Below are 22,821 nucleotides of genomic sequence, written 5' to 3'. Positions count from 1 at the left end.
CAGGAGGACGCGGTTCAATGTGGGAGCGAGCCTGCTCGCGAAGGGGCCAATGCGGTCAACACAAGTCAATGAACGGCAGCCACCTGCTTACGCTCCCCAATCGGCGATACGCCAAAGAATCGGCTATAGCATTTGGAGAAATGCGCCGGCGAAACGAAGCCGCAGGCGAGGGCGATGTCACGTACCTGCGATTCGCTGCGCAGCAATAGCTGTCGCGCCCGTGCAAGGCGCAACTCCAGGTAGTACTGACTCGGCGTGCGTTGCAGGTGCTTGTGAAACAGACGCTCCAGCTGGCGCACCGACACCTCGTTCAACCGCGCGAGTTCCTCAAGGCCCACCGGCTCCTCGAGATTGGCTTCCATGATCGCCACCATCTGGCTGAGCTTGGGCTGCGAGGTGCCCAGCTTCTGCCGCAATGGCACACGCTGTTGTTCCTGCGCCCCCCGGATCCGATCACACAACAGCAACTCGGCCGTGTGCGCAGCGATGTCCCTGCCACCGGGTTCGCGGGCGATCAACTGCAGGGTCATGTCCATGGACGCCACGCCGCCTGAGCAGGTGTAGCGATCACGGTCCAGCTCGAACAGCTGATTGGAAATGATGATCCCCGGGAAACGCTCCTTCAATGCTTCGATATCTTCCCAGTGAATCGTGCAACGATAGCCCTTGAGCAGATCGGCGCGAGCCAACAAGTGGCTGCCGGTGCAAATCCCACCCAGCGGCACCTGATCATGCGCCAGCTTGCGTAGCCAATTGAGCAGTGGTCGGCTGCTGTGATTGGAGACGATCGGGTTTGATCCGACAACGAACAACATGTCCAGCTTCGGTGCATCGGTGATGCTGTGGTCGGGGAGGATGCGCATGCCGTTGCTGGCCGTTACCGGGTCCAGGTTGACGGCGATGATGACGGTGCGGAACATCGGTTTGCGCGCGGCCAGGTTGGCCATGCGCAGGGTTTCCACGGCGGAGGCGAAGCCGATGGTGGTGAAGTTGGGGATGACCAGGAAACCCACGGTTTTCACTGGCTGTTGTTCATTCGCCGAGCGTCCTGCGGCGGGTTTCGCCACCCGGAGTTTCGTCATTGTTGGTGCTCCTCAACTGCATCAGTGACGTGCTCCGCGGCAAGCTGCCATTAGGGGTAACGTCATCTCGTTTTTGTGATTGTAAGCCCTGCTTACTGGCTTCAGGATTTTACATCGAGTGTCCGGTCAATAGACCGTGACGAAAGGAATATGCACGCAAGATGCCATGAGTCCGGATTGTCTGAAGGGGGCGCGGAAGACGTGGGAGAATAAGGGTACTGCTAAAAAAATGAATGCTTGGGGACAGCCGATCACCGGATAGACCAGCAGCCGGGGCAAACTGGATCCATAAAATGCAATAAACGACAGACGAATAGCGAAGGTGCCGGCGCCGATCAACAGGAACAGGCCCCACTGGGAAAGCTCGCTCATGAAGCCTCCTGTTCGGCGTCATTAACCATGTCACTGGCAAGGCGCCATTTTGCATTAACTGCAGCACGGCTATCTGCGCCGACCCGGAGTAGAAAAGCAGCGTCATACCCATGGAACTGGTGAGTGACATCCCCATTCCGGCAGCACTGACGCCAGCGATCAAGCCGAAGGGAATGACCCCGGTGGTAAACGGGGAAGCGGTGTGAGCACCGTGCAGGAAGGCATGTGTCCCACTTCGATAGTTCATTTGAGTTCCTTGAAAGTGACCGGGCTGGTACACAAGTCTTGCGGTCGACACTTACTTCGCGAATTAAGATACAAGGCCGAGTGCAATTCACTGCTTGTAGCCAATCTGCCGCAACAGGTTCTTGCGCCACAGGATGTCGGCATCGCCTTCAATGTCTTTGGCGCAGAAGCCATCCACTACGCCCAGGATTGCTCGCCCTTGATCCGTCTCGGCGAGAATCACTTCAGTCGGATTGGCTGTCGCACAAAAAATGCGGCACACCTCTGGCACCGTTTTTACGCTGTTCAATACGTTCAGCGGATAAAAACCGTCACCCAGGAATACGATGAAGCTGTGGCCTGCGCCGATGGCCTTGGCATTTTTCTGTGCAAGTTCAATCATGGCGGTATCGGTGCCGGACCATCGCACCAGGCATTTGCCCGAGGCCTCGCAAAAGGCCACGCCAAAGCGGACACCCGGCACGGCATTGACCAATGCTTCGTGGATATCCTCGACGGACTTGATGAAGTGCGCCTGACCGAGGATGAAGTTCGTATCTTCCGGCTTTTCGATTTTCAACGTGATGAGTTGCATCTCAAACGCCTCCTTTCACGAAATTGCTGGCAGAACTTTTCAGCGATGGGGTCGTAGCCTGGGGTTTTGCGAGGGCGGTGATTTATGCCACGCATAGCCCTTCGCGCTGAGTTGAAAGGCGTAGTCGAACAACCGCTTCATGTACTCGCCATCGAATTGTTGAGTGCGCGCAGCGTTAAAGTCGGAGCCGATGTACGCCAGGTTGAAATGCGCTCCATCCTGCTGCGCCATGCGGTAGATTCGCTCCAGGTCACTGATCCCCTGGGTTTGAATCAATGCACTGATGGCTCGGCCGCCGATGCTCAATGTACGGCGCTTGGTCCCGGACCATTGCGGCTCCAGCGTCCCGTTGCGAATGACATAGAAATGACGTTCCAGACGCAAAGGTACGCCAGCGGCCCTGTTGAGTCCCACGAGCGTGCCAGGTGGGTAAAGGAACACTTGAGTGATGACCCCGCCGTCCACGTGCATCTCATGAAACTGTTTGCCATCGACCTCCACATCGATCATCACGGGTGAGACAGCCCCCGGAATGCTCATCGACGCGATCATGATGTTACGAAACAGGTCGAGCGCTCCCGGTGCCTGGCTTGCGGCAATGGCGCCCATGTTCCAGGTGACGGGTCGGCCTGCATCAAGGTCAGTGGTGCCGATCAGCAGGATTCTGCCCTTGGCGTATTGCGCGGCGATCGCCGCCACAATCTGCTCGGTGACGTATTTTGTGATGAGCCGCGACAGTGGCTTGCTGTCCGCTATGCCGTCGCTGGCAAGACGGGTCAGCACGTTTCGCGAATGAAAAATATCTTTTGGACCGATTTCATTACAGACGTGCCGGATCACGCCGTCGTATTCCGGCCCCAGGTAAGCGAACGGGGCGACCAGGGCTCCCGCACTTATGCCCGTGACGACCTTGAAGATTGGCCGTGTGCCATGGGTGGTCCATCCAGCAATCAGTCCCGCTGCAAATGCGCCTGCATCGCCGCCGCCAGAAACGGCCAGCATGCTGGCCGGCGGCAGGATATCGTTCGGCTTCCCGGCCTTGGCGAGCACCTCGCTCTCACGTTTGTTGGATTGAACCGCATCCTGGATGAACGGCGTCAGGTCATGGTCCAGCCTGTAGCGAGCATCGGGAATGCCCGGGATGACAGCTTGTTCCGTCAAGGTGGGCGGGACAGCGTCACGGCGGGGCAGGCACGCTTGAAGAAATACGTCCAGGGTCGAGGTGCCGGGTTTGAGCGGGAATGGTTTCAAAACGCCTCCTCCGGCCCCTGCAGTCGACAGAAAGTGAGCTCGTCGTTCAAGAGCGCCGATCACGCGCCCACTGCCGTGACACGTCATTTGAGCGCCAGGAAGCTCATTCTGCGCTCGTTTAGATGATAAAAAAACTCATTGGGCGCGATCTGGTAGTCTCCCGGGCGATCGCCTGTGCGTCGGTCTCGCCATCAATAACAACAAGAGAATGCCCTATGCTCGCCTTACTCGGCCTGGCCATGGTGGTAGTGTTCACCTACCTGATCATGTCCAAGCGATTGTCGCCAATCGTTGCGTTGACCGTTGTGCCGATCGTCTTTGCCCTGATCGGCGGTTTTGGCAGGGCCACCGGGACAATGATGCTCGACGGCCTGAAAATGGTCGCGCCGTCGGCCGCGTTGCTGCTGTTCGCGATCCTGTTTTTCGGGTTGATGATCGACTCGGGACTGTTCGACCCGCTGATCCGCAAAATTCTAAAGCGGGTGAACGGCGATCCGATGAAAATCGCCATCGGCACCGCACTGCTGTCGTTGACTGTCGCGCTGGATGGTGATGGCACGACCACCTACATGATCACCTGTGCGGCGATGTTGCCGTTGTACAAGCGCATCGGCATGAACCCGATGATCCTGGCAACGATTTCCATGCTGTCGCTGAGCATCTTGAGCGGTTTAAGCCCTTGGGGCGGTCCGGCCACCCGGGCGATTGCCGCGCTTGGGGTGGATGCCGCGGAGTATTTCATCCCGTTATTGCCGACGATGATTGGCGGTGCCGCCTGGGTGGTGTTCACGGCATTTTTGCTGGGGCGCGCTGAGCGCAAGCGAATCGGCACAACGCACTTGCAGAGCGGCGGTGGTGATTGCTACATCAAGGCCATTCTTGAAGACACACCGTACAAACGCCCGAAGCTGGCCTATGTGAACCTGATGTTGGTGATCGGAGTGATGATTGCGCTGGTGATGGGACTGGCCCATTCGGCGATTTTGTTCCTGATCGGTTTCGTTCTGGCACTGATGATCAACTACCCGCAGCTGGACATGCAAAAGGAACGCATCCTCGCCCATTCCGGGAACGCAATGACCGTGGTACTGCTGGTGTTCGCAGCCGGTGTGTTTGCCGGGATTTTCTCCGGTACGAAAATGGTTGATGCACTGGCGCAGACATTGGTGGAGTGGATTCCACCGTCCTGGGGGCATCTGTTTCCGCTGGTGGTGGCGATTACCAGCATGCCGTTGACGTTCGTGCTGTCCAATGATGCCTACTACTTCGGCGTGGTGCCGATCCTCGCGAATGCAGCCGCAGCTTATGGCATTGACCCGGTGGAAATTGCCAGGGCATCGGTCCTGGGACAGCCGGTGCACTTGATGAGTCCGCTGGTGGCTTCGACCCTGTTGCTGGTCGGGATGGTCGATCGCGACATAGGCGACTTCCAGCGCGCCACCGTGAAATGGGCAGTGCTCACTTCTCTGGTGATCACCGCTTTGGCCTTGCTGACCGGTGCCTTGACGCTGTTCGCCTGATTCACCCCTGACTCACCTCTCGACGCATTTCTCGCGCCCAACTGCCGGCGCGCGGATAGCTGCGTTCTGAAAAAACAACAATAAGAGCAGTTCGACTGCGCAATCCTACGATATGAGGCTCTGGTAAGCAGGCCTCGATGGTTATCGAGTGGCAGCCTCGCGTGATGGGAGATCAACCCACATTGGCACAGGCTGCCATTGCTTCCCCGACGATCAACGGGTCTGCCGGTGCTAGCGTTTAATCAGGGAAATCTTCGTGCCTTCGATACTGATGCCGGCCATCAGTCCCTGTTGGTCGAAGATGAACGCGTACGCGTCGTCTTTCAGCGTCGAGCTGGACAGGTTCTTGGCAACCCCTTCATCCACCACGACCACGGTTGGCCCTACACCGATTTCCCAGCCTTTGGTTTCAGTGATGTATTTCACCGCTTTGTCGGTCATCAGGAAAACCACATAGCCATACGACTGGGCGCCTGCCTGCAATCCCCAGGAGCCGCTGACGGAGTTGTAATAGTCCACGACCTTCGAGCCCTTCATCAACACGCCTTCGCCGTAGCTGCCGCCGAATACCAGGCCGGCCTTGATGATTTTTGGAAAGACCAGTACGGCCTTGGCTTTGTGCGAGATGGTTTCGGAGAAGGGGTTGGTTTTGTAGAGCGTCTGCAACGCTTGCCGGGAGTCGGTATTGAGATCCTCGGCGGTGGCGGCACCTGCAGTGTTCAGGAAACTGGCCGATGCCAATGCTGCAACCGCGAGCAAGGTTGTCAGGAATATCCGTATGGATTGAGTCATGTGCGTACTCCGATAAGGGAGCATTGGATGGCAGCAGCTGTCAGCGCCTGTGTCGAAAGGACTGAACTCACTGAAGGTAATCCGGCGCGCCCTGGTATGTGTGAATTGTAAGCGCCGCTGCTGAAGGAAGCAGGCCTGAGGCCACATCAGTTGCGATGCCATCAATTGTTGTGACCACTGAGTGATGGCAGCGTTCAGCGTCAGCGTTTTGCTGGGGGTTTCGCTTTTACTGTAGGAGCGAGCATGCTCGCGATGCACCTGAGAGCGCCGCGGGGTGCCAGTTGTTCAGCGTTATCGTTGACGACCCTCGTCGGAACGCCGCCCGGAGCATGCTCGCTCCTACAGTGCCCGGACGTCCAGACGTGCACGATGCCCTTCCGTTCTCAGGGTATGCGTGCCTTGGCTATGCCGATTTCGTCACCTCCTGCATCAAAAGGCATCAAGCCTCGTCGCTTCGAGCGGATCACCCTGACAGGTCTTTCCCAGGAGATGACCATGATTCGACTGACCCTGATCGAAGCCCGTGAACTGGCCGAATCGATCCTGTTGCACAACGGTTTTAATCTGGCCCATGCGCAAGCGGTGGCGGCGACGGTAATGGCCGGTGAACGTGATGGCTGTGCCTCTCACGGGTTGTACCGGATTCTTGGCTGTGTCAATTCCCTGCGAGCCGGCAAGGTGTCGGCCAATGCCGAGCCGAGGGTCATCGACCAGGCGCCGTCGATTGCGCGGGTGGATGCCGGTGGCGGCTTTTCGCAGTTGGCGTTTCAGGCGGGGCTCCCCCTGTTGACGGAGAAAACCCGTGCCAACGGGATTGCCGCGTTGGCGATCAACCACTGCGTGCATTTTTCCGCGTTATGGGTGGAGATCGAGCAATTGACGGAAATCGGCCTGGTCGCGCTGGCGTGTAACCCCAGTCATGCCTGGGTGGCGCCAGCCGGGGGGCACTTGCCACTGTTCGGCACTAATCCCATTGCCTTTGGCTGGCCGCGCGGCGGGCGAGAGCCCTTTGTATTCGACTTTGCCACCAGCGCCATCGCTCGCGGCGATATCGAACTGCATCGACGTGCCGGCAAGGCGATCCCCGAAGGGTGGGGAGTGGATGGGCAAGGCCATCCGAGCAGCGATGCGAGCGTGGTGCTCGACAGCGGCGCGATGCTGACGTTCGGCGGGCACAAGGGATCGGCACTCGCGGCGATGGTGGAGTTGATCGCCGGGCCGTTGATTGGTGACCTGACAAGTGCTGAATCACTGGCTTACGACGCGGGCAGCAAGTCATCGCCTTATCATGGCGAACTGATCATCGCTCTGGATCCCCGGCGCTTTTTGGGCGATGCAACCCTGGAGCACCTGGCCAGGGCCGAAGCGTTGTTCCAGGGCATTGAAGGGCAGGGCGCGCGCTTGCCCTCGCAACGACGCTATGAGTCGCGGGCGCGCAGCCTGGTGGAGGGGGTGCAGGTTCCCGAGGCGTTGTACAGGGATTTGAAGGCACTGCTGGATTGAAAAGCAAACGGGCGCCCATGGCGCCCGTTCGGTTTACAGCGACTGGCGCTGGAGGATGCCATCCACCAGGCGATTGAGGCCCAGTGGGTTGGCGTTCTGGAGCGCTTCGGGCAGCAAGGTGTCGGGGCAGTTCTGGTAGCACACCGGGCGCAGGAATCGCTCGATGGCCAGAGTGCCGACAGAGGTGCCACGGGCATCGGAAGTGGCCGGGTACGGGCCGCCATGTACCATCGCATCGCAGACTTCGACGCCGGTAGGGTAGCCATTGAACAGCACACGACCGACTTTCTGCTCCAGCAACGGCAAGACGCCTGTGCAGATTTGCAGGTCGATGGTCTCTGCTATCAACGTGGCGGTCAGTTGACCGTGCAAGCTTTGCAACACTTGCTGCAATTCCCCTGCATCGGCGACTTCAACCAGCACGGTCGTCGGGCCGAATACCTCTTCCTGCAGCAGCGCATCACGCTTGAGCAGCAGGCTGGCGTCGGCCTTGAACAGTTGTGGTCGGGCCTGGTTGCCCAGCTGTTCCTGACCGGCCAGATGGGTCACCCCTGGATGACTGTGCAGTGCCTGCAGGGCTTTTTTATAGCTGGCAAGGGTTCCGGCGTTGAGCATGGTCTGGGGCGGTTGCTCGCTCATCAAACCACTGAGCAGCGCTGTGAAAGCGTCGAATCGCGGTGACGAGATGCCGATGACCAGGCCGGGATTGGTACAGAACTGACCGCAGCCCTGGACCACCGATGCCACCAGCTCACTGGCGATTTTTTCGCCGCGAACTTGCAAGGCTTCGGGCAATACCACGACCGGGTTGATGCTACTCATTTCAGCGAACACCGGAATCGGTTGTGATCTTGCAGCGGCCATATCGCACAGGGCACGGCCGCCCTTGAGTGAGCCGGTGAAACCAACAGCCTGGATCGCCGGATGCTTGACCAGGGTTTCGCCCACGCCAGAACCGTAGATCATGTTGAACACGCCCTTGGGCATGTCCGTCTGCTCGGCAGCGCGAATGATCGCATCAGCCACCCGTTCGGCAGTTGCCATATGTCCACTGTGGGCCTTGAACACCACCGGGCAACCGGCGGCCAGGGCGGCAGCGGTATCGCCACCGGCGGTGGAAAACGCCAGGGGGAAATTGCTCGCGCCGAAAACGGCGACCGGGCCGACACCGATTCGATACTGTCGCAGGTCTACCCGTGGCAGTGGTTGGCGTTCGGGCAAGGCGCGGTCGATGCGCGCACCGTAGAAATCACCGCGACGCAGGACTTGGGCGAACAGGCGCATCTGGCCGCTGGTGCGAGCACGCTCACCCTGGATGCGTGCGCTCGCCAGTGCCGTCTCACGGGTGACCAGGGCGACAAACTCATCGTCCAGCGCGTCCAATTGCGTGGCGATGGCCTCGAGAAATTCCGCACGGCGGATGGCCGGCAGGTTGCGAAAGGCCGGGTAGGCGGCTGCGGCGGCTTGGGCGGCGGCGTGCACTTCTTCTGCGGTGGCTTGCATGAACGAGAAGGGCAGGGCTTCGCCAGTACTTGCGTCATGGCTTCGCAGCGCGATGCTGCCGGCGGCGCTGCGTGTACCGCCGATGTAGTTGTGACCGAGGATCTCAGGCATCTAAAAAGCTCCTGTCAAAAAAGGGGGGTAATTCAACTCCCCTGTAGGGGCGAGCATGCTTGCGAGGCACTCAAGGGCACCGCGTGAATCCAGAATGCACGCGTTATCGTTGACGACCATCGCGAGCGTGCTCGCTCCTATAAGGTTTACGCCAGTGAGTCGGCGCGACGTGGGGTAGTCGCGGTCGGGCCCAGCGCCGCAATCCGCGCAGCAGACTCGGCATCCACCGTGTGCAACGATTTGCCACGGGTTTCCCGGGTCAGCCCGACGGCCACGATGGAGATCAGCGAAGCGCCGACCAGATAGAGCGCGATGGGTGTCGAGCTGTGGTACTTGTTGAGCAGGGTGATCGCGATCAGTGGCGCCAGCGAGCCTGCGAAGATCGGCGCCACCTGGTAGCACAGCGAGAGTGCGGTGTAGCGCACGTGGGTCGGAAACATCTCGGCCATCAGCGCCGAGTAGGGCGCGTAGGTCATCGATTCGATGGCCAGGCCCAGGGTGATGGCCGCCATGATCAGCCAATTGTTGCCAGTGTCCATCATCGGGAAGCCGACGAATCCCCAAAACGCGGTGAGTACTGCACCGACCAGGTAAACCGGTTTGCGCCCGACCAGATCCGACAGATAACCCATCAACGGAATCAGGAAGAAGTGCAGCAAGTGAGCGCCGAACATCAGCAACAAGATCTCTGACGTGTCTTTGTGCACCACCAGCTTCAGATAGGTGATCGAGAACGTCACGACGGTGTAGTAGAGGATGTTCTCGGCAAACCGCGCGCCAATCCCGACCAGCACCGAGCGCCAGTGGTGCCGCAGCACTTCGACCACGCCCAGTTGCTGATGCCTGGTCTGCGCCTGGCGGGCCTGGGCCTCCTTGAAAATCGGTGCGTCATCGACACTGGTGCGTATCCAGTAGCCGATCAGCACCACCACGGCCGAGAACCAGAATGCTACGCGCCAGCCCCAGGCGAGGAATTGCTCCTCGGACAGGTTCGACGACAACAGCAGCAGCGCAACCGTCGCCACCAGGTTGCCGGCCGGTACACCGGCTTGTGGCCAACTGGCCCAGAAGCCTCGTCGGTTGTCCGGGCAGTGCTCGGATACCAGCAAGATCGCACCGCCCCATTCGCCGCCAAAGGCGAAGCCCTGGATCAACCGCAGCAGTACCAGCAATACCGGCGCGGCATAGCCGATCTGGTTGAAGCCGGGCAGGCAGCCCATCAGGAAAGTGGTGATGCCAACCACCACCAGGCTTAATTGCAGCAGGCGCTTGCGGCCGTACTTGTCACCGTAGTGACCGAACACCAGCCCGCCCAGCGGACGGGCGAGAAAGCCCACGGCATACAGCGCAAAGGCTGCGATGATGCCATCGATGGGGCTGTCGGTCTGGCGGAAGAACAACTGGCCGAAGACCAGTGCCGAAGCGGTGCCATAAAGGAAAAATTCATACCATTCGGCAACGGTACCGGCCATGGCGGCGGCCACGACACGTTTGAGTCCCGAGGGAGTGGTTGCGCTAGACGGGTGTTGAGCGTTGGACATGCTGGCGTTTTCCTGTAGATGCGCAAAAACAGGCAGCCGGGACGGGGCCGCGAAGACCCACCCGGCAATCACTCAGAGACCGACGTCCGGCAGGTGCGGACGGTTGGCCAGGGCCTTGGCCATGATCTGCTCGACAAAAACGCGATCGGCTTCCGGCAGGGCCAGGCGTGGCGGACGGGTCAGGGCGCTGCCGCGACCGGCGATGGCTTCGCACAGCTTGATGCACTGCACCAGGTCGGCACGGGCGTCGAGGTGCAGGATCGGCATCAGCCATTCGTAGATCGGCATGGCTTCGGCATAGCGTCCGGCCTTGGCCAGGCGGAAGATGGTTTCGCCTTCTTTGGGGAACACGTTGGACATGCCCGACACCCAGCCTTCAGCGCCCACGGCGAGGCTTTCCAGCACCACGTCGTCGAGGCCGGCGAACAACACGAATCGGTCTCCCACTTCATTGCGAATGTCGATGAAGCGGCGCGTGTCGCCTGAGGAATCCTTGAAGCACACCACGTTGTCGCAGTCGGCGAGGGCTATGAGGATGTCCGGGGTCACGTCGTTTTTGTAGATCGGCGGGTTGTTGTAGACCATCAGCGGCAAGTCGGCGTTTTTCGCCACGTAACGGTAATGCTCGGCGGTTTCGAACGGCTTGGAGCCGTAGACCAGCGCCGGCATCAGCATCACGCCATCGACGCCGACCCGGCGTACCGCGTTGGCAACCTTGGCCGCTTCCACGCTGGTGAACTCGGCTACGCCGCAAATCACCGGTACACGGCCGCCCGAGGCCGCGACCGCGACTTCGGTCACGGCAATTTTTTCGGCGGCGCTCAGCGAGGTGTTTTCGCCTACCGAGCCGCAAACCACCAGTCCTGATACGCCGTCGCGGATCACGTTGGAAATGACCTCATGGGTTTTTTCCAGGTTGATGGAGAAGTCATCGTTGAATTGAGTGGTCACCGCTGGGAACACGCCACTCCAGTTAACACGCTTGCTCATTGTTGCCTCCAGATTGTTTATTGTATTTCGTATACGATATTGAAAATGAAAGAAATCAGCCAGTGGTTTTTTTACGTTTTTCGGGGTTTTTCCTGGCCGTTGGTCGGGCCTTGGGATTGTGCGTTCAGGCACCCGGCCAGGTGTCAGACAGTCGATAGCCTTGTGGCCACGGATCGCTTGGGTCGAGCAGTAATTGATGGGTACCGGTAATCCACGCCCGCCCGGAAATGCACGGATAAATGGCAGGGCGCCCGGCCACTTCCGTCAGCGAGTCAATGCGGCAGTGGAACGCTGAGCCGATGATCGAGCGACCGATAAATCGATCCCCGACGCCCATCAAGCCTTTGGCCTGCAACACGGCCATCCGCGCCGAGCAGCCAGTGCCGGTAGGCGAGCGGTCGATCTTGCCCGGTTGAATCACCACCGCATTGGTGCCGGTGGCAATGCCCTGTTCATGAACGATGGGCGCGGCGATCTGGCAAAAGGAAATGTGCGACCACTCGGGGTTCAGTGGATGGACAAAGCCCAATTGCTCGTTGGCGGCCCGGGTGATCTTCAACCCAATCGCCACCAGGTCGGCCGCTTCATCGGGGCTGATTGAAAACCCCAGGCCCCGGGCATCGGCGATCACAAAGCTGTCGCCGCCATAGGCGGTATCGACCTTGAGCGTGCCGACACCGTCCACTTCAATGAACGCATCAAGGCGATCGGCGAAGGACGGCACGTTTTTGATTTCCACCCGCTCGACCTTGCCGTCACGGCAATCGGCGACGGCTTCGATCAGGCCGCCGGGGGCTTCGAGCACCAGCCGGGTTTGTGGTTCGGTCATTGGCACGATACCGCTGTCGAGCAACACGGTGGCCACGCACAATGAGTTGGAGCCTGACATTGGCGGCGTGTCTGCCGGCTCCATGATGATCCAGGCCATCTGCGCCCGCGGGTCCTTGGCCGGCACCAACAGATTGACGTGCCGGAACACTCCGCCCCGCGGTTCGTTGAGTACAAAGTTGCGCAGGGTTTCGTCTTTGGCAATCCAGCGCGATTGTTCCCACACCGTGGCGCCGGGCGGTGGTGCGACTCCGCCGACGATGACGTCGCCGACTTCACCTTCGGCGTGGCAACTGACTACATGAATCACTTTCGATGAGCGCATTCTCTGCTCCTTGTGTTGACTGTTCGGGCCTCTTCGCGGGCAAGCCCGCTCCCACAGGGTCTGGTGGTGTATACAAAATCAGCACCCAACCCAGACCACTGTGGGAGCGAGCCTGCTCGCGAAGGGGCCACCGGTTATTTCACCGATTTGAGAAACGCCGCCGTCTCGGCATGCACCGGATTGCCGATCACCTGATCCGGCGAGCCAATCTCATGCACCAGGCCGTTGCGAAAGAACGCCACGCGGTCGGACACGTCCCGCGCGAAGCGGATCTCGTGGGTCACCAGCACCATGGTCATGCCGTCTTCGGCGAGCATGCGCATCGTATCCAGCACTTCGCCGACCAACTGTGGGTCCAGAGCCGAGGTGGCCTCGTCGAACAACATGTAGTCCGGTGACATGGCGAGGGCGCGGGCGATGGCCATGCGTTGTTGCTGACCGCCAGACAGCTTGCCGGGGAAGGTCTTGAGTTTGTCGCCCAGGCCCACGTGGGTCAGCTGCCGTACCGCCAGTTCCTCGGCGCAGGCCTTGCTTTTACCCAGCACTTTGCGCGGCGCCAGCATGACGTTTTCCAGCACAGTCAAATGCGGAAAAGCGTTCCACTGCTGGAACACGATGCCGATCTTCTGCCGCAGGCGGTTCAGGTCGGTGGCGTTGTGATGGACCTCGACGCCGTCGACACGGATGTTGCCTTTCTGGATTGGCTCCAGGCCGTTGATGCACATCAACAAGGTCGATTTGCCAGAACCGGAGCCACCGATGATAGACACCACCTCGCCCTTGCTCACCGTGAGGTTCACACCCTTGACCACTTCGAGATTGCCGAAGGATTTGTGTACGTTATCGATCTCAATCATTTTCTTGCCACCTTCTTTCCAGACGAGCGCCCAGGCGTGCGACCACCAGGCTCATGACGTAGTAGATAAGGCCCGCGATGCACAGCACCACCAACGGTTCCTGAATGCGGGTCACGATGGTTTGCGAGGCGCGCAGCAGTTCGACGATGCCGATCCACATCACCAGCGCGGTGTCTTTCATCACGCCCAGCACCAGGTTCAGCCAGCCGGGAAAGGCCACGCGAGTGGCCATTGGCAGGACGATCCAGCGCAGGTCCTGCAGGAAGCTCAGGCCCAACGAACGACTGGCGCGGCGCACCGTGAACGGCACCGACAGCACGCCGCCGCGCACGATTTCGGTGAAGTACGCGGCGGTGTACACCCCCAGCACAATGCAACCGACGCTGAAGGAGCTGATGTTCAGGCCGACGATGCTTTTGAGTGAGTTGAACAGGACAAACTGGATGAGCAACGGCACGCTGCGAAACACGTCCAGCACCCAGGCCAGTGGCAGGCTGGCCCGTGGGCACAGGGCCCGCAGCAACCCGAACAACAGCCCCGCAACGGAACCGAGAATGATCGCCCAGAACGTCAATTGCAGCGTGACCCAGGCGCCGTTGAGCAGGAACAACAGGTCATTGGAGGAAAACTCGGTGGAAAACATGGACAGCTCCTCAGTAACGGAACAACCGCCAGGCCATCAGCCGGGCTGCCGCGACGATCGCCTTGGCAATCAGGTAATACAGCACGGCTGCGATGGCGAAGTATTCGAAGGTGCGGAAGGTCTTGACGTTGTATTCCTGAGTCACTCCGGTCAGGTCATTGTTAAGGCCGACGATGACCCCCAGCGATGTCATCAGCACCGCCCAGACCATTTGATTGGTGAGCGGATAGAAGACGATTCGTAGCAATTGCGGGACGATGATCATGCGGTAGGTCTGGAAGGCACTCATGCCGAGTGAGCGCGCGGCACGTACCTGGGTGTGGGGCACCGCCTTGAGCCCGCCACGGAAGTTTTCCGCGAGATAACCTGCGTTGTTGAAAGTGATCCCTGCCAGTAGCGCGAGCCAGGAGCTGACATGCAGGCCCAGTGAGCCGAGGCCGAAGTACAGGATGTAAATCTGGAACAGCGACGGCGTGTTGCGGGCAATCGATACCCAGCTGTTGCCGATGCCTCGCAGCAGCGGGTGCCTGGCTTCGCGCATGACCGTCAGGACCAGGGCAATCAGTACACCGAAAATCATCGACAGCGCAGCGGTCTCGAACGTAACCCACGCGCCGGTGAGCATGTCCGGCAAGGCGCGCAGGGCAGTGCGCCATTGGAAGGTGTAGTCAAACATGCGAGCGGTTCTCCATCGGTAAGGCAGGTTGCAACCAGCTCGGCAGACGCCCGCTGGCGGTGGCGGTGCAGGCGGCATCGACACATTCGGCCAGGCTGGCGAAGTGCACGTTGCGCCCCACCAGGCCGGGTGCGTAATGGGCATACTTGCCCGAGTTGGTCATTAAGGTGGTGGCGGCCCGCGGGATCACCGGTTCGCCGAGCATGCACCAGCAGGTATCGGTCACCAGGGTGGCGCCGAAGTTTTCAATGACGTCGATGTACCCGGCGTCACGGGCCTGCTCCAACACCGCACGACCGCAAGTGATGACGAGTACCGCATCGGGGTGTTTGACCCGGTCGCGACACAGCTGTGCCAAGCGGGCGAACTCGCTGAGCGAGAAGTGCGGGTTACCCAGCGAGACCACATCCACGCGGTTGTCCCTGGCGCTGTTGAGCTCACGCCAACTGACCAGCAGGTCCGCCAGGCGGATTGTTGCCACGGGCAGCGGGGTATCCGGCTCCAGCACCTGCGCCGGGTCGAGTGCTTCGGGCGTGACCCCGGCGATGTGGAACAGCGGTGCGGCGGACGTGGTGGCGAACGCCGCGCCGAAGGCTTTCAAGTCGTCCAGGTCTGGCTGGCGTTGTTCCAGGCCGAATATCAGCGGGATCCGGCTGCCCGCGAGTGCGCCGATGTGGTAACCGAGCAAGGGATAGAACGCATCGTCGAGTTCGGCCAGTTCCGGCAATTCAACGCGCAAGCGAGCTTTGCGTGGCACGTCCAGATGGCAGCCGATCAGGGGCGCGCGGCCGGTCAGGGCGATGCAGATATCCAGGTAGTCGGGGTACTTCAGGGTGCGCGCCCCAAGCACGCTGTTGGCGTAGACCACCGCGTTGGATTCGGCCCAGACGATCTGGTCGCCGGCCTTCGGTGCGCTGTCGAGCAAATAGGGCGCACAGGTGAAACTGAGCTGTGCACCCATGGCCATGTAGGCGTCGCCCAAGGCACTGGCCGGCTCGCCGAGCAGTGGGTCGATGCCCAGCTCGCGCCAACGACGCTGGTCTACGGATATTGAATTGAGGGTAGTGGGTATCCGAACCTTCGCGCCCCACTGCACCAGTTGTTGGGCAAAGCGCAGGCTCGCAGGTCCGGTGTAAATGCAACCGTCGATGTGTGCCTGGCTAACATCTATCAGACGCTGGGCACCTTGCAGTTCGGCCAGGCGCAGGACGATTTGCATGGCCATCTGCGCCGCTTTGCCATGCGTGCCGTCAAGCAACGCGTGGTCGAACTCGCTGAGTTCGATTGCTGTGCTGGTATCGCGAGCCTGGGTCGGCGTTTCGGATGGCTGCCAGTTGTCGACGGGGATGTGATCGAACACGGCTAGCCTGGCACTGTCGATTCGGGCAAAGGCCTTGCCGCGCAAGGCGGCGAAGGCCTCGCTGCCGATGCAGAGCACCGGCAGCGAACGCTCGAAAATCATCTGTGCCACCAGCACGCCCAAGGTCAGGATCTCATCGGCCTCGGCCAGTACCAGAGCGGCTGGCGCATGACCGTTGCTGATCAGTTCCATCAGCACACTGCTGCCGGTACACGAACCGCGTCCGCTGGGAATGGCGAGGACTCGACCGCTCAGATATTCGCCGCTGAGGGGATGGTGACGGTCGATGATTTCACCCCGCAAGGGGTCGACTCCGCCCCAGAAGCTCAGCCCGACATCGGCAAACAGCAGGGCGCCCTGGGCAGCGCCCGGGACCAGGCTGCGACCGGTCAGAGAAGTGGGCCTAGGCATGCCGGGCACCTCAGTAGTAGACCTTTGGCACGGTCAGGTCGCTCGGCGAAATCTCGGTGCCGACCCATTTGGTGAACAACTCCTTGTAGCGACCGTTGCGCACCTGCTGGTTGACGAACAGGTTGAGGTAATTGAGCAGGCCGTACTCGTTGCGCTTGGTACCCAGGGAGACATAGTCGATGGTGTAGGGCGCGTTCCCGGCGATCTTCAGGTTTTTGTATTTACCCGACTTGATCGTTGCGGCGGCGACGGTATTGGTGACCACCGTGGCGTCGATATGACCCTGGGCCACCGCCAGCAGCGTGTCGTTTTGTGACTGGTAGGCACGGAAGGTACCGGTGCCCCATTTCTTCACATCGTTCTCCAGGGCAATGGCTTCATAGGTGCCACTGGTGTTGCCCAGTGCCTTGCCCTTGATGTCGTCGAAACTGTTGATGCCGGTGTTGTCGCGGGTCAGGACGACCATCTGGAAGGCGAAGTACGGCACGGTGAGGCCGACGGTCTTGGCCCGCTCAAGGGTGTCGGAGGTCGAGGCGACAATCACGTCGGCCCGCCCGGATATCAGTGCCGGAATGCGGTCCGGGAAGGGGGTTTCGACCACTTCGGCCTCGACCCCGAGGACCTTTGCCAGGTCGGTGCAATAGTCCACGTCGAAACCCGCCGGGGCGTTGCTGGCATCTCGAAAACCCATGGGCGGGAAGTCCAGGGTTACGGCACAGCGCAGCTTGCCGGAACCGATGATGTCGTCGAGTTTGTCAGCCTGTGCGGTGGCAATGAAGGTGGTACTGAGGACAGCGCTGAGGGCTACGGTAAATGCGCGGGTTTTCATAGAGGCCTCGTTGTCGGAAGTGTTGTTAGATATCGTATTGGGGATTTCGTATACGATATTAACAATAGCAACGGTTGTGCCGATTTGCCTTTTTACCGGCAAATATTTTCCAGCCCTTGAGTCAGGGCGGTTTAGAAGTCGGGAGCAGGGCAGCGGCGTCGTGCCGCCGGGCAGGCAGGTGTTACAGAAGGGAGCACCCTGTGTGCGAGGCGCCCCTTAAAGGAACATGTCAACGACCACGATCGCGGAACTGGCTGGGCGAAAGGCTGGTAAGGGCACGGAACTGGCGGCTGAACGCACTGTGGTCGGTATAGCCGCAGCGCAGTGCGATTTCGGTGATGGGCAGGTCGGTGTCCAGCAACAACCGCGTACCTTCTTCGAGCCGGGACTTGTGGATCATCTGCCGTGGGGTGAGTTGGAACACCCGTTTGCAATGGCGTTCGAGTTGCGCAACCGAAAAGCCCGCGATTGCCGTCAGTTCGGCAAGGCTGATAGGTCGAGCAAAATGACGACGGATGTGCGCATCCACCGCTGCCAGTTTCTGGAACGCCGGGTGGTTGGACTGGGGCAATTGCAGGTCACGGGAAATGCCGGCCAGGCCGACGATCCGCCCATGTTCATCGCGCAGCGCGAGTTTATGGGTCAGGCACCAGACCGGCTGGTTACCGAAATACAGGTGCAGTTCGAGCTGGTCGACCAATTCGCGTCCGGTGCTCAACACCCGCCGATCCTGCTCGGTGTAAATCGGGCCAAAGCGCTCCGGGAAGACACGGTCTGCTGTCAGCCCCAACAGTTGGTCACTGTGCTTGAAGCTACAGCGTCGGACCAGGGTCTGGTTGACGAAAACGTAACGGGCCTCGCAGTCCTTGATGAAAAACACCACGTCCGTCAGGGTATCGAGCAGCGTCGCGATGGCCTGCAAACTGTTCAGCAGCGTCGGCAGGTCGCAGGGTTTGAAATGATTGAGTGAGGGGAACATATCAACAGGGGCCTGGTGGCGACTACCGGGACTATAAAGACTCGGCAGCGCCCCCGAAACCCCGAAGCGAGCGTTTACACCGGTGGCGTGTCATCCAGGCACATCAGGGTTTCGACGCGCGCCGGGTTGAACGGCGGCCGGGGCGCCGTGGGTTGCCAGTCGAACAGATACTGCAAGGCACCGCCACACACCCGGCCCTGGCAGGCGCCCATGCCGCAGCGGCTGGCCAGTTTGGCCTCGCGCCAGCCAACGTGTCCGGATAGCACCGAGTAGGGTACGTCTTCGCAACGACAGACCAGCGTGTCGGGTTGCGCCAGCGACTTGAGCTGCGGGTCGAGGCTGAAGGCGCTGTTCAACGCCTTGGCGAAACCCTGCCAACGTGCGCGACTTGGCCACAAATCCCGTGCTGCCGCGGTGTTACCCACCGCCACGTGCCCGGCGATTGTCCCTTCGACCAGCGCCAGCTCACTGCCGCCGAAACCGGTGCATTCGCCAGCGGCGTAGTGGCCGGTACGGCTCGTGGTTTGCCAGGCATCCACGGCAAGCGCCGAGCCATCGAGCGCGCAGCCCAAGGCCTGACCGAGTTGGGTGTTGGGAATCAGGCCGAAACCACAGGCCAGGCGATCACACGCCAATTCAACGATTTTGCCCTGATGCCGCAATCGCACAGCTTCCAGCCGTTCGTTGCCCAAGGCCGCCACGACGTGGGTGCCAGTGCAGTAATGGCGGTCGAGCAGACTGAGAGATTGCACCAGCTTGCCCGGCCAGCGCGGCAGCTGCAGGGCGAATCCTGCGACCGCGACCGCAGAGGCCTGCTCGGCGATGCGCAGCACCTGGGCACCGTTGTGTTTCGCAGTGGCCGCGCTGGCCAGTAGCAACGGCCCGCTGCCGGCGATCACCACACGCTCGTCCTGCACGGGCAGGCCACCCTTGATCAGCGCCTGAAGCCCGCCCGCGCCGGTCACTCCTGGCAGCGTCCAGCCGGGGAAGGGCAGCAGCAATTCACGGGCACCGGTACATAGAATCAGTTTGTCATAGCCGATCAACCAGCCTCGGTCGGCGTCTTCCACCAGCAATTGCTTGGCACCAGCGAGGGCAATTACACGGGTGCCGGCATGGTGGCGGATATTGCTGTTGGCCTGCAGGCGCTCGCGCATCTGCCGTGCCTGATTCGGCAGGCTGGCCTGTGGCCCGTCGCGCCAGATCTGGCCGCCCGGCAGCGGGTTGTCGTCGAGCACCACAATGTGTGCACCAGTGGACGCAGCGGCGAGGGCGGCACTCATGCCCGCGGGGCCGGCGCCGATGATCAGCAGGTCGGCGTATTCGTTCATGGTCGAGTCTGCACTTGCATGCCTTGCTGGCATAGCGTCTGACAGGCCAGGGCGCGGCGACCGTCAATGGTCACCCGGCATTCGTGGCAGATACCCATGCCGCACATCGGCGCGCGCCGTTGACCGCTGACTGAAGTGCGACTGCAACCGTCACCGGCCAGTGCCAGTGCCGCAGCCACCGTCGTGCCCGCGGCCACCTTCAGCGCGCGGCCATCCATGATCAAATCAAGCATAGGCGGCCTCTTCAAGAAAACGTTGCGGCAGATAGGGTTGTACCGCCAGAGGCGGCGTCTCGTTGAACAATTGCGCGACCAGTAAGTCGGCAGTCCCGGGCGCCGTGGTGACCCCCAGTCCTTCGTGCCCGACCGCCAGCCACAGGCCTTTGCGTTTGGGGTGCTGGCCAATCAGCGGCAGGCCGTCCGGACTGGCGGCGCGAAAACCGGTCCAGGCGCGGATACCGTTGAGTTGAGCCAGGCCCGGCATGTATTCGGTGGCGCGCTTGAGCATTTTCGCGAGCATCCAACCTTCGACCTGCGGGTCGGTGGTGCCGAATTGTCGCGAAGCACCAATGAACAATTGCCCGGTGGGGCGGGGCTGAATGTTGCAGGCGGTCGACGGTCCCGTCGCGTTGTGGGCGCTGGTGACGTAACCCAGCTCTACCAGCGTGTGGGTGACCTTGCCGGGGTAGCGGTCGGTGATCAGCAGGTGGCCCTTCTTCGGTTCGATCGGCAACTCGGGGCACAGGTCATTGGCCTGGATGCCGTTGGCCAAAATGACCGCTTCAGCGTTCAACCACTGGCCATCATCGAGTCGCACGCGGTTGCCATCGACCTCGCTGACCCGTGCCCGCCGTTGTTCGATGCCCGGCGTGTCGAGCATCCAGTTGGCGGTCGCCGGGGCATAGAGAATGCCGTCGCCGTTGATCAACAAACCACCCTCCAGGCCATCGCGTAACTCCGGCTCGCGGGCATGCAAGGCGTTGCGGGTGATCAGCTCGCAGGTAACGCCCCGGGCTTGAAGGTTCATGTGTTTGCTTTGGGCCACGGCCATTTCCTCGGCATTGGCCGCCAGCCACAGTGTGCCATTGCTGCGATAAGCGCAGCTATTGGGCAGTTGCGGGGCCTGTTCGCGCCAGCGTTGCACTGAGTATTGGCTCAGGGCCAGTTCGGCAGGGTTGTCATCGAGCACCAGCAAGTGGCCCATGCCGGCGGCTGTCGCGCCGTGCAGGCCAGCGTCCAGTACCAGCACACGCAAGCCGCGCCGGGCCAGCGCCTGGGCACAAGCGGCGCCGATGATACCTGCACCGATCACGATCACATCGGCCACCAGGCCTTGGTTCATGGGCGAATGCCCCAGGCGAACGGGTCGGCCTGTTCAATGATCAGGCTGGCTTCGGCACTGATATGAGCGCGGCCGCGAATGGTCGGTACGATGCGCTCGCCATGACGTTCGTAGGAGCCCTCGAACTCGCTGCCGATCACGCTGGCCTGCCGCCAGATCTGACCCGGTTGCAATTTGCCGTCGGCCGCCAGGCACGCCAACTTGGCACTGGTGCCGGTGCCGCAGGGCGAACGGTCGTAGGCCTTGCCGGGACAGAGCACAAAGTTGCGGCTGTCGGCCTGGGCGTCATCGGCGAACAGTTCGACGTGGTCGATCAACCCGCCGTCTTCACCGCGTATCCCCTGAATGTCCAGTGCTTGCTGCACGGCGTAGGTGTAAGCGGTCAACGCCTCCAGGTTGTCACTGTCGATTGGCAGGCCATGTTCGGCGATCAGGAAAAACCAATTGCCCCCCCAGGCGATATCGCCAACCACCTGGCCGATCCCCGGCACCTGCAAGGCTACGGCTTTGCGATAACGATAGGCCGGCACGTTGCGCACGCTGACGGAGAAGTCGTCGTGCAAGGTGGCCTGCACGGTGCCGACCGGTGTTTCGATGCTGTGCACGCCCGGACCGATCTTGCCCAGGTGTGCCAGCGACGCCACCAGGCCAATGGTCCCGTGGCCACACATGCCGAGGTAGCCGGTATTGTTGAAGAAAATCACTCCGGCGCAGGCAGCGGGGTCGACCGGTTCACACAACAATGCGCCAACCAGCACGTCGCTGCCCCGTGGTTCGAGTACGCAGGCGGCGCGCCATTGATCATGGTGTTCAGCCAGCCGCCGAAGCCGTTCGGCCATGCTGCCGGTACCCAGGTCGGGAAAACCGCCGGTCACCAGGCGGGTGGGTTCGCCGCCGGTGTGGGAGTCGATCACGGTGATGCGTTTCATGACAGGGCCACGTCCGTTCAGTTGAGTGAACGCAAGAGTGGCCCGTCGAGGGCTTGGCGGCTTGATGGTTTTATCCTGCACCGATGACGAAATCGGCACAATCAAGCAGACGGTCAATGGTGGTGGGGCAGGTGCTCGAACAACGTTTTGCAGACCCCGGCGATGTGTTCGTCGAGCAACTTCACGGCCCGGTCGACGTCACCGGCGCGACAGGCTTCGACGATCTCCCGGTGCTCGTGGTCGGCACGTTCCTTCCCGGAGGAGAGGCTCATCTGCATCCGCAGATAACGTTCCAGTTTGTCGTTGACCGAACGGATCAGGCCCACCAGAAACGGGCGTTGCGCCGGCTCGTAGAGACAGGCGTGAAGTTCCCAGTTGAGCTCAGCCCAGCGTCCCACGTCATCTTCGCCGATGAACTCCTGGCAGATGCGTTCGGCGCGGGCGAATGTGTCTTCGGTCATGTTGGGAATGGCCAGACGCAGCACCTTGTCTTCAAGCAACATGCGCACTTCGAACATCTGTGCCAGTTCGGCATCCGACACCCGCGTGACCATTGCCCCGCGATTGCGCTGGAACATCACCAGGCCTTCGGCTTCCAGACGCTTGAGGGCCTCGCGGACCGGGATCTTGCTGACGTTGAACTGCCGGGCGATGTCGTCCTGGCGAATAGGCTCGTCTTCGGCGAAGTGCCCCGCGACGATGGCGTCACGCAGATGGCGAGTGATGATTTCCGATGTCGAAGGCGCATTGCCCAAGTCGGGAGCGTTGAATTTGGGTGAGTTCACGGCGGCGGTCGTTCGGATTGAGTTAGAGATATGGTATACGAA

Annotated in this window: 22 protein-coding genes and 1 pseudogene; 2 read left to right on the top strand and 21 right to left on the bottom strand. The window is 60.9% G+C overall.

What is annotated here, in order from left to right; all coding sequences use genetic code 11:
* Positions 1-65: 65 nt before the first annotated feature.
* The 5 genes and pseudogenes from CGA21_RS08675 to CGA21_RS08655 all read right to left on the bottom strand — a co-directional run bounded on the left by CGA21_RS08675 (position 66) and on the right by CGA21_RS08655 (position 3,525).
* Positions 66-1,082 (bottom strand): GlxA family transcriptional regulator, encoded by a 1,017-nt coding sequence (locus CGA21_RS08675; protein WP_110751395.1) that lies wholly within the window; start codon positions 1,080-1,082, stop codon positions 66-68.
* A gap of 126 nt (positions 1,083-1,208) precedes the next feature.
* A complete protein-coding gene (locus CGA21_RS08670) occupies positions 1,209-1,454 on the bottom strand; it encodes a hypothetical protein (RefSeq protein ID WP_177411638.1) in 246 nt (81 codons plus the stop codon).
* Between the two features lie 31 nt (positions 1,455-1,485).
* Positions 1,486-1,701, bottom strand: a pseudogene (locus tag CGA21_RS08665) (AzlC family ABC transporter permease); the annotation flags it as partial.
* 87 nt (positions 1,702-1,788) lie between these two features.
* Positions 1,789-2,274, bottom strand: a complete 486-nt coding sequence (locus CGA21_RS08660; protein WP_110751397.1) for an adenosine-specific kinase — start codon at positions 2,272-2,274, stop codon at positions 1,789-1,791.
* 39 nt (positions 2,275-2,313) lie between these two features.
* Complete coding sequence (locus CGA21_RS08655; RefSeq protein WP_188263994.1) at positions 2,314-3,525, bottom strand: patatin-like phospholipase family protein; 1,212 nt, start codon at positions 3,523-3,525, stop codon at positions 2,314-2,316.
* A 215-nt stretch (positions 3,526-3,740) separates the two neighbouring features.
* Here CGA21_RS08655 and CGA21_RS08650 point away from each other — a divergent pair, with 215 nt between their 5' ends.
* Positions 3,741-5,045, top strand: coding sequence for a CitMHS family transporter (locus CGA21_RS08650; RefSeq protein WP_188263993.1), 1,305 nt, complete (start codon positions 3,741-3,743; stop codon positions 5,043-5,045).
* 231 nt (positions 5,046-5,276) lie between these two features.
* Here the strand turns inward: CGA21_RS08650 and CGA21_RS08645 are convergent, their stop codons facing one another.
* Positions 5,277-5,837, bottom strand: coding sequence for a YSC84-related protein (locus tag CGA21_RS08645; protein WP_110751403.1), 561 nt, complete (start codon positions 5,835-5,837; stop codon positions 5,277-5,279).
* Between the two features lie 495 nt (positions 5,838-6,332).
* On the opposite strand from CGA21_RS08645, the gene CGA21_RS08640 reads away from it, so the two are divergent.
* A complete protein-coding gene (locus CGA21_RS08640; RefSeq protein WP_188263992.1) occupies positions 6,333-7,340 on the top strand; it encodes an Ldh family oxidoreductase in 1,008 nt (335 codons plus the stop codon).
* Between the two features lie 33 nt (positions 7,341-7,373).
* Here CGA21_RS08640 and CGA21_RS08635 read toward each other — a convergent pair whose 3' ends face one another.
* The 15 genes from CGA21_RS08635 to CGA21_RS08565 all read right to left on the bottom strand — a co-directional run bounded on the left by CGA21_RS08635 (position 7,374) and on the right by CGA21_RS08565 (position 22,779).
* On the bottom strand, positions 7,374-8,954 hold the full coding sequence (locus CGA21_RS08635; RefSeq protein WP_188263991.1) for an aldehyde dehydrogenase (NADP(+)): 1,581 nt from the start codon (positions 8,952-8,954) through the stop codon (positions 7,374-7,376).
* A gap of 146 nt (positions 8,955-9,100) precedes the next feature.
* The gene (gene abaF, locus CGA21_RS08630; protein WP_042955413.1) at positions 9,101-10,495 is read right to left on the bottom strand and encodes a fosfomycin efflux MFS transporter AbaF; all 1,395 of its coding nucleotides are present in this window, start codon (positions 10,493-10,495) and stop codon (positions 9,101-9,103) included.
* 72 nt (positions 10,496-10,567) lie between these two features.
* Positions 10,568-11,485 (bottom strand): dihydrodipicolinate synthase family protein, encoded by a 918-nt coding sequence (locus tag CGA21_RS08625; RefSeq protein ID WP_188263990.1) that lies wholly within the window; start codon positions 11,483-11,485, stop codon positions 10,568-10,570.
* A 124-nt stretch (positions 11,486-11,609) separates the two neighbouring features.
* Complete coding sequence (locus CGA21_RS08620; protein WP_188263989.1) at positions 11,610-12,638, bottom strand: trans-3-hydroxy-L-proline dehydratase; 1,029 nt, start codon at positions 12,636-12,638, stop codon at positions 11,610-11,612.
* A 134-nt stretch (positions 12,639-12,772) separates the two neighbouring features.
* Positions 12,773-13,495, bottom strand: coding sequence for an amino acid ABC transporter ATP-binding protein (locus CGA21_RS08615; RefSeq protein ID WP_008059768.1), 723 nt, complete (start codon positions 13,493-13,495; stop codon positions 12,773-12,775).
* A complete protein-coding gene (locus CGA21_RS08610; RefSeq protein WP_188263988.1) occupies positions 13,488-14,138 on the bottom strand; it encodes an amino acid ABC transporter permease in 651 nt (216 codons plus the stop codon). The genes CGA21_RS08615 and CGA21_RS08610 overlap by 8 nt, the downstream gene beginning before the upstream one ends.
* Positions 14,139-14,148: 10 nt before the next feature.
* The gene (locus CGA21_RS08605; RefSeq protein ID WP_188263987.1) at positions 14,149-14,814 is read right to left on the bottom strand and encodes an amino acid ABC transporter permease; all 666 of its coding nucleotides are present in this window, start codon (positions 14,812-14,814) and stop codon (positions 14,149-14,151) included.
* A complete protein-coding gene (locus CGA21_RS08600) occupies positions 14,807-16,585 on the bottom strand; it encodes an aconitase X (RefSeq protein WP_188263986.1) in 1,779 nt (592 codons plus the stop codon). Before CGA21_RS08600 ends, CGA21_RS08605 begins: the two co-directional genes overlap by 8 nt.
* Positions 16,586-16,595: 10 nt before the next feature.
* On the bottom strand, positions 16,596-17,414 hold the full coding sequence (locus CGA21_RS08595) for a transporter substrate-binding domain-containing protein (protein ID WP_110751419.1): 819 nt from the start codon (positions 17,412-17,414) through the stop codon (positions 16,596-16,598).
* Between the two features lie 229 nt (positions 17,415-17,643).
* Positions 17,644-18,393, bottom strand: coding sequence for an AraC family transcriptional regulator (locus CGA21_RS08590; protein ID WP_188263985.1), 750 nt, complete (start codon positions 18,391-18,393; stop codon positions 17,644-17,646).
* A gap of 74 nt (positions 18,394-18,467) precedes the next feature.
* Positions 18,468-19,724, bottom strand: a complete 1,257-nt coding sequence (locus CGA21_RS08585) for an FAD/NAD(P)-binding oxidoreductase (protein ID WP_188263984.1) — start codon at positions 19,722-19,724, stop codon at positions 18,468-18,470.
* Positions 19,721-19,957, bottom strand: coding sequence for a 2Fe-2S iron-sulfur cluster-binding protein (locus CGA21_RS08580; protein ID WP_110751425.1), 237 nt, complete (start codon positions 19,955-19,957; stop codon positions 19,721-19,723). Before CGA21_RS08580 ends, CGA21_RS08585 begins: the two co-directional genes overlap by 4 nt.
* Positions 19,950-21,065: an NAD(P)/FAD-dependent oxidoreductase gene (locus CGA21_RS08575; protein ID WP_188263983.1), complete on the bottom strand. Its 1,116-nt coding sequence runs from the start codon at positions 21,063-21,065 to the stop codon at positions 19,950-19,952. The genes CGA21_RS08580 and CGA21_RS08575 overlap by 8 nt, the downstream gene beginning before the upstream one ends.
* Positions 21,062-21,994, bottom strand: a complete 933-nt coding sequence (locus CGA21_RS08570; protein WP_110751428.1) for a 4-hydroxyproline epimerase — start codon at positions 21,992-21,994, stop codon at positions 21,062-21,064. The genes CGA21_RS08575 and CGA21_RS08570 overlap by 4 nt, the downstream gene beginning before the upstream one ends.
* Before the next feature lie 113 nt (positions 21,995-22,107).
* A complete protein-coding gene (locus CGA21_RS08565; protein ID WP_110751430.1) occupies positions 22,108-22,779 on the bottom strand; it encodes a GntR family transcriptional regulator in 672 nt (223 codons plus the stop codon).
* Between the last annotated feature and the right edge of the window lie 42 nt (positions 22,780-22,821).

It is taken from the genome of Pseudomonas sp. PSB11 (assembly GCF_014596605.1).
Classification (GTDB): domain Bacteria; phylum Pseudomonadota; class Gammaproteobacteria; order Pseudomonadales; family Pseudomonadaceae; genus Aquipseudomonas; species Aquipseudomonas umsongensis.
The sequence above is the reverse complement of the archived record's forward strand: the minus strand, read 5'-3'. Positions and strand labels throughout refer to the sequence as shown.

Excerpts from the sequence above, each read along its gene's own strand:
- CGA21_RS08675 (WP_110751395.1), bottom strand. The coding sequence starts at position 1,082 with ATGACGAAACTCCGGGTGGCGAAACCCGCCGCAGGACGCTCGGCGAAT.
- CGA21_RS08670 (WP_177411638.1), bottom strand. The coding sequence starts at position 1,454 with ATGAGCGAGCTTTCCCAGTGGGGCCTGTTCCTGTTGATCGGCGCCGGC.
- CGA21_RS08660 (WP_110751397.1), bottom strand. The coding sequence starts at position 2,274 with ATGCAACTCATCACGTTGAAAATCGAAAAGCCGGAAGATACGAACTTC.
- CGA21_RS08650 (WP_188263993.1), top strand. The coding sequence starts at position 3,741 with ATGCTCGCCTTACTCGGCCTGGCCATGGTGGTAGTGTTCACCTACCTG.
- CGA21_RS08645 (WP_110751403.1), bottom strand. The coding sequence starts at position 5,837 with ATGACTCAATCCATACGGATATTCCTGACAACCTTGCTCGCGGTTGCA.
- CGA21_RS08640 (WP_188263992.1), top strand. The coding sequence starts at position 6,333 with ATGATTCGACTGACCCTGATCGAAGCCCGTGAACTGGCCGAATCGATC.
- CGA21_RS08635 (WP_188263991.1), bottom strand. The coding sequence starts at position 8,954 with ATGCCTGAGATCCTCGGTCACAACTACATCGGCGGTACACGCAGCGCC.
- abaF (WP_042955413.1), bottom strand. The coding sequence starts at position 10,495 with ATGTCCAACGCTCAACACCCGTCTAGCGCAACCACTCCCTCGGGACTC.
- CGA21_RS08625 (WP_188263990.1), bottom strand. The coding sequence starts at position 11,485 with ATGAGCAAGCGTGTTAACTGGAGTGGCGTGTTCCCAGCGGTGACCACT.
- CGA21_RS08620 (WP_188263989.1), bottom strand. The coding sequence starts at position 12,638 with ATGCGCTCATCGAAAGTGATTCATGTAGTCAGTTGCCACGCCGAAGGT.
- CGA21_RS08615 (WP_008059768.1), bottom strand. The coding sequence starts at position 13,495 with ATGATTGAGATCGATAACGTACACAAATCCTTCGGCAATCTCGAAGTG.
- CGA21_RS08610 (WP_188263988.1), bottom strand. The coding sequence starts at position 14,138 with ATGTTTTCCACCGAGTTTTCCTCCAATGACCTGTTGTTCCTGCTCAAC.
- CGA21_RS08605 (WP_188263987.1), bottom strand. The coding sequence starts at position 14,814 with ATGTTTGACTACACCTTCCAATGGCGCACTGCCCTGCGCGCCTTGCCG.
- CGA21_RS08600 (WP_188263986.1), bottom strand. The coding sequence starts at position 16,585 with ATGCCTAGGCCCACTTCTCTGACCGGTCGCAGCCTGGTCCCGGGCGCT.
- CGA21_RS08595 (WP_110751419.1), bottom strand. The coding sequence starts at position 17,414 with ATGAAAACCCGCGCATTTACCGTAGCCCTCAGCGCTGTCCTCAGTACC.
- CGA21_RS08590 (WP_188263985.1), bottom strand. The coding sequence starts at position 18,393 with ATGTTCCCCTCACTCAATCATTTCAAACCCTGCGACCTGCCGACGCTG.
- CGA21_RS08585 (WP_188263984.1), bottom strand. The coding sequence starts at position 19,724 with ATGAACGAATACGCCGACCTGCTGATCATCGGCGCCGGCCCCGCGGGC.
- CGA21_RS08580 (WP_110751425.1), bottom strand. The coding sequence starts at position 19,957 with ATGCTTGATTTGATCATGGATGGCCGCGCGCTGAAGGTGGCCGCGGGC.
- CGA21_RS08575 (WP_188263983.1), bottom strand. The coding sequence starts at position 21,065 with ATGAACCAAGGCCTGGTGGCCGATGTGATCGTGATCGGTGCAGGTATC.
- CGA21_RS08570 (WP_110751428.1), bottom strand. The coding sequence starts at position 21,994 with ATGAAACGCATCACCGTGATCGACTCCCACACCGGCGGCGAACCCACC.